Here is a 12,881-nt window from a genome sequence, read left to right as displayed (position 1 = left end):
CTGTGCTCCTTCAGTAAACCGGCTCGGCCGGGAACCCTTCGGCCTGCATTTTCTTCAACAAATCCTGCCAGCGTGACAGCCGCTTGGTATCACCAACCTTCTTGTTCCCTGCGGCGCCCGTCAGCCACAACCCCTCGCCATTGAAGGCGTACACCGGCAGCAGGTCGGTACGCTGGCTTGCCGGCTTGATGGCATCCATCAGACTGTCCAGCACCAAAGGCTGGGCCTGTGGGCTTGAATAATAGGTCAGGACCATGTGTGCCCGGTTCTGCCGCAGCGCCTTGACGTAGGTGATGCGCAGTTTTTCGCTGGGGATTCCCATGCGCCGTAGACTGAAATATTTGGCGATGGCGTAATCCTCGCAGTCCCCTGCACCTTTGATCAGTGCCTGCACAGGTGTGGCCCAGTAGTCGACCTCATGCCACAGATCGATATCCTCGACATAACGCAATTGCTGGTTGAAGAAGCGGTTGACCACTTGCAACCGTTCAAGCTCGGTACCCTGCTTCTGCGTGGCCATCAGGCTCTGCCAGGCATCGATGCGCCCCTGCCCGGCACCTAGTGGGCCGTACAGAGCCTGCGACTTGCGGCTGATCTGGGAGAAATCCCAATCCGCGTGCAAGCCGCCCAGCAGAAGACTGCCCAGCAGCGCGGCAAAGCCGACATATCGCACTACGGTTTTGAGCAACCAGGATATCGCCACTGCGAAGCCCTGTTCAGACCAGTCGAAAGCAGCGATGGTGGGGCTTGCCACCGCAAAAGACAATGGCACCCTGCAATCACGCACCCGGCTGTCAGCCCGCCTATACTTTCTGCTTACATCTTTCTATAGGCAGCTTCCTTTGACGTGCGACTTCCTCCACCATAGCCGCGCTTTTGGGGCGCCCGTACCAGTGTGGGTGCAGGTTTGACACCCTCACAAGCTGTTACTAGTGTCATTGGATCCAATATAGTCATCGTTGAGGCAGGCGTCGCGTGGCCAAGAAAATCAAATTGAGCAATGTGCTGGCCAGCGAGCAGTTGTTGCCGCATCAGGCCCGTGCCGTGATCGAAGAACGCCTGCGCAGCGCCATTCTCGATGGGCGCTTGCCCCCTGGTACTGCGGTTCGCCAACAAGAGCTCGCCACCTTGTACGGCGTTAGCCGCATGCCCGTGCGCGAAGCCCTGCGCCAACTCGAAGCGCAGTCCCTGCTGAAGGTGGAGATGCATAAGGGCGCCGTCGTTGCACCGCTGATCGGCGAGGATGCAGTGGACACCTATGCCCTTCGCGTATTGCTCGAGAGCGAGGCGCTGCGCCAGTCTATCCCGCTGCTTGATGCCAGCGACATCGCCAGCGCCCGCGGGTATATCCAGCAACTGGAGAACGAGACCAGCCACACCGAAATTGGCCGCCTCAACCGCCTGCTCCACATGGCGCTGTACAGCAAGGCGCCGAACAAGAAACTACTGCGCCTTATCGAGAACGAACTGAACGAGGAAGAACGCTTCCTGCGTTTCCATCTTTCGTCCATGGGCCTGGGCAAGCTCACTCAGGACGATCACAACGCACTGGTAGATGCAGCCAGCGACAAGCTGGTGGACGAAGCGGTAGCGGTGCTGGAACGGCACCTCAATGGCGGGGCGCGGGTGATCCGCAATTACCTGGATACGCAATTGGGGCGTTAGCCCATTACCGGCTTTACGCGGTAATTGATGGGTTGCAAATTAATCTTGCTCCGCCAACAATGAGACTAATTATCATTAACGTCCATTGATGCCGGCGCCCTCCTCCATGCCCAGCAACGATTCCGTGCAAACGCTCTACAGTGACCACCACGGCTGGTTGCATACCTGGCTGCGTAGCAAGCTCGGCAACGCAGCCGATGCGGCTGACCTCGCCCAAGATACCTTCGTCCGCTTGCTACAGCGTCGTGAACAATTGCAGCTGAATACTCCCAGGGCCTTCCTACGCACGGTAGCGCGTGGGTTGGTGATCGATCATTGGCGCCGCGAGGAACTGCACAGGGCCTACCTGGAGGCTTTGGCCCATGTGCCGGAAGCCCTGGCCCCCTCAGTCGAGACCCGCGAGCTGCTGCTGGAATTGCTTGAGCGTATTGCACGCATGCTCGACGGCCTCAAACCCAAGGTCCGTCGCGCATTCCTGCTGGCTCAATGCGAGGGGCTGAAGCATCAGGCCATCGCCGAACAGATGGGGATCTCCGTGCGCACCGTTGAGCGCTACATCGCCGATGCGCTCTATCACTGCTACGTGCTGCGCTATGAAGACGACTGCTGAATCCATGACCGTCGCACGCCCTGATACAAAAACGGTCAGGCAGGCCATTCAGTGGATGCTGCGGCTGCGTGAAAGCGGGCACGATCCAGCTCTGCAACAACAGTGCGCGCATTGGCGCAGCAGCCACCACGAAAACGAACAGGCCTGGCAGCGTGTGGTTCACCTTCATCAGGACCTTGACCTGCGCGCTATTCCCGGTGCCGGGCTGGCATTGCAGACACTGGAAACCAGCCAGCAGCGCCTGCGCCGCCGACAGGCGCTGAAGCTGCTTGGCGGCGTTGTCATGGCAGGATCTGCGAGCTGGCTGGCCAAAGACCTCGATACTGTGAGTGCCTGGACGTCAGACTATGCCACCGGCACGGGCGAGCGACGCGTCTTCACCCTGCCCGATGGCTCACTGATGCAACTCAATACCTGCAGTGCCGTGGACCTGGCCTTCCATGATCAACAGCGTCTGGTCCGCTTGAAGCATGGGGAATTGATGATCAACTGCAACCCCCGGCATCCCCTGCTGGTACAAACCCGCGACGCGCTGCTGGAAGGCTTCGAAGGACGCTTTGTGGCCTATCAGGATAGCGACTGCACACGTGTCAGCGTCAGCCACGGCAAAGTGGCGATACACCGGCCTGGTACTGGCCAACTTCAGTGGATCGAAGGTGGCCAGAACTGGCGCCTGGATGCTCAAGGTGCGCACCGGCTCGCGCACATGGAGATGGATGCGATGGCCTGGACTGAAGGGTTGATCGTCACTCAGGACATGCGCCTCTCCAACTTCCTCGCGCAGGTCAGCCGCTATCGCCATGGTTACCTGGGCTGCAGCAATGAGATTGCCGACCTGCGCCTGTCGGGGGTGTTCCGCCTCGAAGACCCGGAACAACTGCTTCGGCTGCTACCGCAGACGTTGCCTGTACGACTTCGTCGACGTACACGCTGGTGGGTGCATGTAGAGAGCATGACCTGATAAGGCGTTATCGATTTCTGGCGGGTTTTGAATCCAGGTCCGGCTAGGACAGTAAGCAACACTTTCTGCCCTCGACACTTTAACGGACCCTTCATGCCTACCAACCCGGTGTTAACCCACACTTTCAGCCCGAATGATATTCGTCCAGTCCTGCAATCAGCTCACTTGCGCCACGCCATCCGGGCTGTTCTGTTTGGTACCGCCCTGGGCCTGGCAACTGCTCCGCAACTTTCCGTAGCGGCCGACACAGCCGAAGTGAGCCATGACTATGCAATACCGGCTGGCCAACTGACCGATGTGCTCAACAAGATCGCTCGTCAGGCCGGCATCACCCTATCGAGCACGCCTCAGCTGACCGATGGCCTGCATTCCAACGGACTGCAGGGGCAGTACACCACCGATCAGGCGCTGCGCCAGTCGCTAAATGGCAGCGGGCTGGAAGCCGTCAGCCAGGGGGGACGTAACTATGTGCTGCAGGCACAGCGTCAGAACGCCGCCCTGGCATTGCCAGACACCGACATCCGTAGTTTCTCCCTCGGCAACGCACTGGGCAGCATGGAGGGTTACAACGCCACACACAGCCAGGTGGCGACCAAGACCAGCATGCCCTTGGTGGAGACATCCCAATCGGTCTCGGTAGTCACTCGCCAACAAATGGACGATCAGGGCTCTCAGACCGTTGCCCAGGCCATGCGCTACACGCCAGGAGTACTGACCAACCCCTACGGTGCCACTCATCGCTATGACTATGTAGCCATGCGCGGCTTCAACGACGGATCGGTGGACAACATCTACGTCGATGGGCTCAAGTCAATGGGCGACAACGGCACCTACAGCACGATGCAGGTAGACCCATACTTTCTTGAGCGCATCGACATTCTCAAGGGACCGTCTTCGGTACTGTACGGGCGAAGCTCGCCGGGTGGCCTGGTAGCCCTGACCACCAAGAAGCCACTCTTTGCCCCTTACCATCAGGTTCAGGCCACGGTAGGTACTCAGGGCCAGCGTGGCGTGGGCTTCGACTTCAGTGGTCCTGTGGATGACGACAAACGCATTGCGTATCGCCTGACGGGTTTGGCGGATGCTTCCGACACTCAGTTCGACCACAACAAGGAAGAACGTTACGCCATCGCCCCTGCTATCAATGTCGACTTCACCGAAGACACCTCACTCACGCTGCAGGCCTATTTGCAGCACGACCCTGACGGTGGGTACCACGGCGGTAACCCTGCTGATGGCATGCTGCACAAGCGCAACGGTTTGCGCCTGTCAGACCATTTCTTCGAAGGCGAGCCGAGCATCGACAACTACGAGCGCACGCAGCAATCCTTCAGCTACCAGTTTGAGCATCGCTTCAATGATGTGTTCACAGCGCGGCAGAACTTCCGTTATCAGGATTCCGACGTGTCGATGGACCAGGTGTACTCCGCCGGCTGGGCAGATGTTGACAGCAACATGTTAAATCGCGCCTATACCGGCGGCGACGAGCGTCTGCATTCGTACATCATTGATAACATGCTGCAGGCAGAATTCTTTACCGGGGCGGCCAAACACACCTTGCTACTGGGGGCTGACTACCAGCGGCGCAAAGCCGACGTGGCATGGCGTTATGGCACCGTCGGCCCACTGGATGCCGGCAATCCACAGTACGGCAATGGCAATCTTCAGGTACTGGGCGAGAACCGCTACCAGCGGCGCTTGCAACAAACGGGTGTGTACCTGCAGGATCTGGTGGAGCTGGACCAGTGGCGCTTTTCATTGGGGCTGCGCCAGGACTGGGTGAAGGTGTCCGAAGAGAACCGTGACAGCGACAGCAAGGTCAGTGATCAACGCTCCAGGTTCACCTCCCGGGCAGGGGTGCTCTACCTGTTCGAGAACGGCATTGCGCCCTACATCAGCTACTCGGAGTCGTTCAACCCGAACACCGTGTCCGACCAGCAAGGCCGGCCGCTGGCACCGACAGAGGGCACTCAGTGGGAAGCCGGCATCAAATATCAGCCACCAGGGAGCGACAACCTGTTCACCGCATCGGTGTTCCGCATCGAGCAGGAGAATTTGGCGTCTAAACAGCCTGACGAAGACTTCTATCGCCCTGTCGGTGAAGTCCGCTCGCAAGGGCTGGAGCTTGAGGCCCATGTACAGCTGACCGACAGCCTCAAACTGCTGAGTAGCTATACCTTCACCGATATCGAGTATTCGAAGTCAATGCCGAGCCTTATCTCAGGCAACGTGGACAACAAGGGTAATTCGCCGACTCAGGCGCCGAAACAGATGCTCTCGCTGTGGGCCGACTATATCTTCCGCCAGGGGGCACTGGATGGCCTGCGGCTGGGCGGTGGGGTGCGATATGTGGGGTACAGCTGGGTCGATGCGGAAAACAGCATGAAGGTGCCTTCCTACACCCTGTTCGACGCCTCTATCGGCTATGACCTGGGCAAGGTCGGCCTGACGGGTGTGGATGTGCGCTTGAACGCCAACAACCTTACCAATGAAAGCTACATCACCTCATGTGCCAGCCTGAACTACTGCTACATGGGTGAAGAGCGCAATGTGAGCGCCACAGTCAGCTATCAGTTCTAACCGATATTGAAACCCGAAAAAAACAAAGCCCCTGTCTGCATCGCAGACAGGGGCTTTGGGTTTGAATCTTGACGATGACCTACTCTCACATGGGGAAACCCCACACTACCATCGGCGATGCATCGTTTCACTGCTGAGTTCGGGATGGGATCAGGTGGTTCCAATGCTCTATGGTCGTCAAGAAATTCTGTGTGCTGGCTCGTCTCTCGGACGCGCCTGCGAATCTCTGTAGTTCCTACTTAAAGACAAAACCCCTACCTGCATGTGCAGATAGGGGTTTTGCGAAATGAATCTTGACGATGACCTACTCTCACATGGGGAAACCCCACACTACCATCGGCGATGCATCGTTTCACTACTGAGTTCGGGATGGGATCAGGTGGTTCCAATGCTCTATGGTCGTCAAGAAATTCTGTTGCCAGAATGTCCAGATGGACAGCCCAGCGAATCCGGATATGCGATATTTGTGGTCTTACGAATTTTCGGGTCTTTCGTCTTCACCACCACAATCTGCGTAGCAGATTGCTTGGGTGTTATATGGTCAAGCCTCACGGGCAATTAGTATTGGTTAGCTCAACGCCTCACAGCGCTTACACACCCAACCTATCAACGTCGTAGTCTTCGACGGCCCTTTAGGGGATTCAAGATCCCAGTGAGATCTCATCTTGAGGCAAGTTTCCCGCTTAGATGCTTTCAGCGGTTATCTCTTCCGAACATAGCTACCCGGCAATGCCACTGGCGTGACAACCGGAACACCAGAGGTTCGTCCACTCCGGTCCTCTCGTACTAGGAGCAGCCCCTCTCAAATCTCAAACGTCCACGGCAGATAGGGACCGAACTGTCTCACGACGTTCTAAACCCAGCTCGCGTACCACTTTAAATGGCGAACAGCCATACCCTTGGGACCGGCTTCAGCCCCAGGATGTGATGAGCCGACATCGAGGTGCCAAACACCGCCGTCGATATGAACTCTTGGGCGGTATCAGCCTGTTATCCCCGGAGTACCTTTTATCCGTTGAGCGATGGCCCTTCCATACAGAACCACCGGATCACTAAGACCTACTTTCGTACCTGCTCGACGTGTTTGTCTCGCAGTCAAGCGCGCTTTTGCCTTTATACTCTACGACCGATTTCCGACCGGTCTGAGCGCACCTTCGTACTCCTCCGTTACTCTTTGGGAGGAGACCGCCCCAGTCAAACTACCCACCATACACTGTCCTCGATCCGGATAACGGACCTGAGTTAGAACCTCAAAGTTGCCAGGGTGGTATTTCAAGGATGGCTCCATGAGAACTGGCGTCCCCACTTCAAAGCCTCCCACCTATCCTACACAAGCAAATTCAAAGTCCAGTGCAAAGCTATAGTAAAGGTTCACGGGGTCTTTCCGTCTAGCCGCGGATACACTGCATCTTCACAGCGATTTCAATTTCACTGAGTCTCGGGTGGAGACAGCGCCGCCATCGTTACGCCATTCGTGCAGGTCGGAACTTACCCGACAAGGAATTTCGCTACCTTAGGACCGTTATAGTTACGGCCGCCGTTTACCGGGGCTTCGATCAAGAGCTTCGCTTGCGCTAACCCCATCAATTAACCTTCCGGCACCGGGCAGGCGTCACACCCTATACGTCCACTTTCGTGTTTGCAGAGTGCTGTGTTTTTAATAAACAGTCGCAGCGGCCTGGTATCTTCGACCGGCATGGGCTTACGGAGCAAGTCCTTAACCCTCGCCGGCGCACCTTCTCCCGAAGTTACGGTGCCATTTTGCCTAGTTCCTTCACCCGAGTTCTCTCAAGCGCCTTGGTATTCTCTACCTAACCACCTGTGTCGGTTTGGGGTACGGTTCCCAGTTATCTGAAGCTTAGGAGCTTTTCTTGGAAGCATGGTATCAACCACTTCGTCGCCTAAAGGCAACTCGTCATCAGCTCTCGGCCTTGAAATCCCGGATTTGCCTAAGATTTCAGCCTACCACCTTAAACCTGGACAACCAACGCCAGGCTGGCCTAACCTTCTCCGTCCCTCCATCGCAATAACTGGAAGTACAGGAATATTAACCTGTTTTCCATCGACTACGCTTTTCAGCCTCGCCTTAGGGACCGACTAACCCTGCGTCGATTAACGTTGCGCAGGAAACCTTGGTCTTTCGGCGTGCGAGTTTTTCACTCGCATTGTCGTTACTCATGTCAGCATTCGCACTTCTGATACCTCCAGCAAGCTTCTCAACTCACCTTCACAGGCTTACAGAACGCTCCTCTACCGCATCATCATACGATGATACCCGTAGCTTCGGTGCATGGTTTGAGCCCCGTTACATCTTCCGCGCAGGCCGACTCGACTAGTGAGCTATTACGCTTTCTTTAAAGGGTGGCTGCTTCTAAGCCAACCTCCTAGCTGTCTAAGCCTTCCCACATCGTTTCCCACTTAACCATGACTTTGGGACCTTAGCTGACGGTCTGGGTTGTTTCCCTTTTCACGACGGACGTTAGCACCCGCCGTGTGTCTCCCATGCTCGGCACTTGTAGGTATTCGGAGTTTGCATCGGTTTGGTAAGTCGGGATGACCCCCTAGCCGAAACAGTGCTCTACCCCCTACAGTGATACATGAGGCGCTACCTAAATAGCTTTCGAGGAGAACCAGCTATCTCCGAGCTTGATTAGCCTTTCACTCCGATCCACAGGTCATCCGCTAACTTTTCAACGGTAGTCGGTTCGGTCCTCCAGTCAGTGTTACCTAACCTTCAACCTGCCCATGGATAGATCGCCCGGTTTCGGGTCTATACCCAGCGACTAAACGCCCTATTAAGACTCGCTTTCGCTACGCCTCCCCTATTCGGTTAAGCTCGCCACTGAATATAAGTCGCTGACCCATTATACAAAAGGTACGCAGTCACCTAACAAAGTAGGCTCCCACTGCTTGTACGCATACGGTTTCAGGTTCTATTTCACTCCCCTCTCCGGGGTTCTTTTCGCCTTTCCCTCACGGTACTGGTTCACTATCGGTCAGTCAGTAGTATTTAGCCTTGGAGGATGGTCCCCCCATATTCAGACAAAGTTTCTCGTGCTCCGTCCTACTCGATTTCATTGATAAGAGATTTTCGTGTACGGGGCTATCACCCACTATGGCCGCACTTTCCAGAGCGTTCCACTAATCTCAAACCAACTTAAGGGCTGGTCCCCGTTCGCTCGCCACTACTAAGGGAATCTCGGTTGATTTCTTTTCCTCAGGGTACTTAGATGTTTCAGTTCCCCTGGTTCGCCTCTTGCACCTATGTATTCAGTACAAGATAACCAGCTTATGCTGGCTGGGTTCCCCCATTCAGAGATCTCTGGATCACAGTCTGTTTGCCGACTCCCCAAAGCTTATCGCAGGCTACCACGTCTTTCATCGCCTCTGACTGCCAAGGCATCCACCGTATGCGCTTCTTCACTTGACCATATAACCCCAAGCAATCTGGTTATACTGTGAAGACGACATTCGCCGAAAATTCGTACGTTGCTCTTTCGAGCAGAACTCACAAATTTTACCTTAGCCTGATCCACCAGCAGTGAAACTGGTGTTCAGTCTATATCTATCACATATCCGAATTTTTAAAGAACGATCTGACAAAAGTCAGAAATCAACATTCAATATGAATGTTCATTTCTAAGTTCTGACAAGTTACTGTGTACGGCGAAAGTGGTGGAGCCAAGCGGGATCGAACCGCTGACCTCCTGCGTGCAAGGCAGGCGCTCTCCCAGCTGAGCTATGGCCCCGTATTCTACGGCTGAACCATGTAATGGTAGGTCTGGGCAGATTTGAACTGCCGACCTCACCCTTATCAGGGGTGCGCTCTAACCAACTGAGCTACAGACCTATAACAGGGTCGCGTTACAGCATCGTCTTTTACAATGAATCAAGCAATTCGTGTGGGAGCTCATCAGCAGGCTGATGTCGTCGATTAAGGAGGTGATCCAGCCGCAGGTTCCCCTACGGCTACCTTGTTACGACTTCACCCCAGTCATGAATCACACCGTGGTAACCGTCCTCCCGAAGGTTAGACTAGCTACTTCTGGTGCAACCCACTCCCATGGTGTGACGGGCGGTGTGTACAAGGCCCGGGAACGTATTCACCGCGACATTCTGATTCGCGATTACTAGCGATTCCGACTTCACGCAGTCGAGTTGCAGACTGCGATCCGGACTACGATCGGTTTTGTGAGATTAGCTCCACCTCGCGGCTTGGCAACCCTCTGTACCGACCATTGTAGCACGTGTGTAGCCCAGGCCGTAAGGGCCATGATGACTTGACGTCATCCCCACCTTCCTCCGGTTTGTCACCGGCAGTCTCCTTAGAGTGCCCACCATAACGTGCTGGTAACTAAGGACAAGGGTTGCGCTCGTTACGGGACTTAACCCAACATCTCACGACACGAGCTGACGACAGCCATGCAGCACCTGTGTCAGAGTTCCCGAAGGCACCAATCCATCTCTGGAAAGTTCTCTGCATGTCAAGGCCTGGTAAGGTTCTTCGCGTTGCTTCGAATTAAACCACATGCTCCACCGCTTGTGCGGGCCCCCGTCAATTCATTTGAGTTTTAACCTTGCGGCCGTACTCCCCAGGCGGTCAACTTAATGCGTTAGCTGCGCCACTAAAATCTCAAGGATTCCAACGGCTAGTTGACATCGTTTACGGCGTGGACTACCAGGGTATCTAATCCTGTTTGCTCCCCACGCTTTCGCACCTCAGTGTCAGTATCAGTCCAGGTGGTCGCCTTCGCCACTGGTGTTCCTTCCTATATCTACGCATTTCACCGCTACACAGGAAATTCCACCACCCTCTACCGTACTCTAGCTTGCCAGTTTTGGATGCAGTTCCCAGGTTGAGCCCGGGGCTTTCACATCCAACTTAACAAACCACCTACGCGCGCTTTACGCCCAGTAATTCCGATTAACGCTTGCACCCTCTGTATTACCGCGGCTGCTGGCACAGAGTTAGCCGGTGCTTATTCTGTCGGTAACGTCAAAACAGCAAGGTATTAACTTACTGCCCTTCCTCCCAACTTAAAGTGCTTTACAATCCGAAGACCTTCTTCACACACGCGGCATGGCTGGATCAGGCTTTCGCCCATTGTCCAATATTCCCCACTGCTGCCTCCCGTAGGAGTCTGGACCGTGTCTCAGTTCCAGTGTGACTGATCATCCTCTCAGACCAGTTACGGATCGTCGCCTTGGTGAGCCATTACCCCACCAACTAGCTAATCCGACCTAGGCTCATCTGATAGCGCAAGGCCCGAAGGTCCCCTGCTTTCTCCCGTAGGACGTATGCGGTATTAGCGTTCCTTTCGAAACGTTGTCCCCCACTACCAGGCAGATTCCTAGGCATTACTCACCCGTCCGCCGCTGAATCAGGGAGCAAGCTCCCGTCATCCGCTCGACTTGCATGTGTTAGGCCTGCCGCCAGCGTTCAATCTGAGCCATGATCAAACTCTTCAGCTCAATACTGCTTGGGTTTTTAAGAAACCCTAAACTTGGCTCAGCAATCTCAAATGACTACGTGATTTCTCGCATGGTCACTTGTGATGCTGATAATCTTTTTGACTATCAGTCCATACTCACAAGCACCCACACGAATTGCTTGATTCAATTTGTTAAAGAGCGTTTGGTTAAGAGCTTTTCGTCTCAACCGAGGCGCGCATTCTACGCTTTCCTCAGAGTCTGTCAAGTGTTTATTTTGAAGCTTTTCGAGAAACTCGTTTAACTTCAGACACTTGGCTCGCTTCGATGTCTCGTCGCGGGAGGTGAATAATACAGCATCCAAAAACGCTGTCAACCACCTTTTTACCACCACCAGCTGGCTGTTCAGCCTACCAGGAGAAGCGATAGCTTCTACTTAAAGACAAAACCCCTACCTGCATGCACAGATAGGGGTTTTGCGAAATGAATCTTGACGATGACCTACTCTCACATGGGGAAACCCCACACTACCATCGGCGATGCATCGTTTCACTACTGAGTTCGGGATGGGATCAGGTGGTTCCAATGCTCTATGGTCGTCAAGAAATTCTGTTGCCAGAATGTCCAGATGGACAGCCCAGCGAATTCGGATATGCGATATTTGTGGTCTTACGAATTTTCGGGTCTTTCGTCTTCACCACCGCAATCTGCGTCAGCAAATTGCTTGGGTGTTATATGGTCAAGCCTCACGGGCAATTAGTATTGGTTAGCTCAACGCCTCACAGCGCTTACACACCCAACCTATCAACGTCGTAGTCTTCGACGGCCCTTTAGGGGATTCAAGATCCCAGTGAGATCTCATCTTGAGGCAAGTTTCCCGCTTAGATGCTTTCAGCGGTTATCTCTTCCGAACATAGCTACCCGGCAATGCCACTGGCGTGACAACCGGAACACCAGAGGTTCGTCCACTCCGGTCCTCTCGTACTAGGAGCAGCCCCTCTCAAATCTCAAACGTCCACGGCAGATAGGGACCGAACTGTCTCACGACGTTCTAAACCCAGCTCGCGTACCACTTTAAATGGCGAACAGCCATACCCTTGGGACCGGCTTCAGCCCCAGGATGTGATGAGCCGACATCGAGGTGCCAAACACCGCCGTCGATATGAACTCTTGGGCGGTATCAGCCTGTTATCCCCGGAGTACCTTTTATCCGTTGAGCGATGGCCCTTCCATACAGAACCACCGGATCACTAAGACCTACTTTCGTACCTGCTCGACGTGTTTGTCTCGCAGTCAAGCGCGCTTTTGCCTTTATACTCTACGACCGATTTCCGACCGGTCTGAGCGCACCTTCGTACTCCTCCGTTACTCTTTGGGAGGAGACCGCCCCAGTCAAACTACCCACCATACACTGTCCTCGATCCGGATAACGGACCTGAGTTAGAACCTCAAAGTTGCCAGGGTGGTATTTCAAGGATGGCTCCATGAGAACTGGCGTCCCCACTTCAAAGCCTCCCACCTATCCTACACAAGCAAATTCAAAGTCCAGTGCAAAGCTATAGTAAAGGTTCACGGGGTCTTTCCGTCTAGCCGCGGATACACTGCATCTTCACAGCGATTTCAATTTCACTGAGT

The 12,881-nt window shown here is 54.7% G+C and carries 5 protein-coding genes, 2 tRNA genes and 6 rRNA genes (1 of these 13 only partly in view); 4 read left to right on the top strand and 9 right to left on the bottom strand.

The window, feature by feature from the left end; genetic code table 11:
- Positions 1–10: 10 nt before the first annotated feature.
- A complete protein-coding gene (gene lapG, locus REH59_RS00650) occupies positions 11–772 on the bottom strand; it encodes a cysteine protease LapG (protein WP_011953175.1) in 762 nt (253 codons plus the stop codon).
- A 203-nt stretch (positions 773–975) separates the two neighbouring features.
- Here lapG and REH59_RS00645 point away from each other — a divergent pair, with 203 nt between their 5' ends.
- The 4 genes from REH59_RS00645 (at position 976) to REH59_RS00630 (ending at position 5,816) form a co-directional block, all read left to right on the top strand.
- Positions 976–1,665: a GntR family transcriptional regulator gene (locus REH59_RS00645; RefSeq protein WP_003256010.1), complete on the top strand. Its 690-nt coding sequence runs from the start codon at positions 976–978 to the stop codon at positions 1,663–1,665.
- Between the two features lie 106 nt (positions 1,666–1,771).
- Positions 1,772–2,275 (top strand): sigma-70 family RNA polymerase sigma factor, encoded by a 504-nt coding sequence (locus tag REH59_RS00640; protein WP_014859071.1) that lies wholly within the window; start codon positions 1,772–1,774, stop codon positions 2,273–2,275.
- A gap of 4 nt (positions 2,276–2,279) precedes the next feature.
- Positions 2,280–3,236, top strand: coding sequence for a FecR family protein (locus REH59_RS00635; protein ID WP_080637304.1), 957 nt, complete (start codon positions 2,280–2,282; stop codon positions 3,234–3,236).
- Positions 3,237–3,401: 165 nt separating this feature from the next.
- Positions 3,402–5,816, top strand: coding sequence for a TonB-dependent siderophore receptor (locus REH59_RS00630; protein ID WP_128573549.1), 2,415 nt, complete (start codon positions 3,402–3,404; stop codon positions 5,814–5,816).
- Between the two features lie 66 nt (positions 5,817–5,882).
- On the opposite strand, the gene rrf (REH59_RS00625) is transcribed toward REH59_RS00630, so the two are convergent.
- The 8 genes from rrf (REH59_RS00625) to REH59_RS00590 form a co-directional block, all read right to left on the bottom strand.
- A 5S ribosomal RNA gene (rrf, locus tag REH59_RS00625) occupies positions 5,883–5,998 on the bottom strand.
- A 109-nt stretch (positions 5,999–6,107) separates the two neighbouring features.
- Positions 6,108–6,223 (bottom strand): 5S ribosomal RNA (gene rrf / locus REH59_RS00620).
- Between the two features lie 130 nt (positions 6,224–6,353).
- Positions 6,354–9,246, bottom strand: a 23S ribosomal RNA gene (locus REH59_RS00615).
- Between the two features lie 243 nt (positions 9,247–9,489).
- Positions 9,490–9,565 (bottom strand) — tRNA-Ala (locus REH59_RS00610).
- 24 nt (positions 9,566–9,589) lie between these two features.
- Positions 9,590–9,666 (bottom strand) — tRNA-Ile (locus tag REH59_RS00605).
- A gap of 85 nt (positions 9,667–9,751) precedes the next feature.
- Positions 9,752–11,288: ribosomal RNA gene (locus REH59_RS00600) — 16S ribosomal RNA — on the bottom strand.
- A gap of 446 nt (positions 11,289–11,734) precedes the next feature.
- A 5S ribosomal RNA gene (rrf, locus tag REH59_RS00595) occupies positions 11,735–11,850 on the bottom strand.
- Between the two features lie 131 nt (positions 11,851–11,981).
- A 23S ribosomal RNA gene (locus tag REH59_RS00590) occupies positions 11,982–12,881 on the bottom strand (it continues 1,993 nt past the right edge of the window).
- Together the 16S, 23S and 5S rRNA genes with 2 tRNA genes alongside form the textbook arrangement of a ribosomal RNA operon.

The sequence above is a fragment of the Pseudomonas sp. BO3-4 genome, assembly GCF_034044115.1.
Lineage (GTDB): Bacteria > Pseudomonadota > Gammaproteobacteria > Pseudomonadales > Pseudomonadaceae > Aquipseudomonas > Aquipseudomonas alloputida.
The sequence above is the reverse complement of the archived record's forward strand: the minus strand, read 5'-3'. Positions and strand labels throughout refer to the sequence as shown.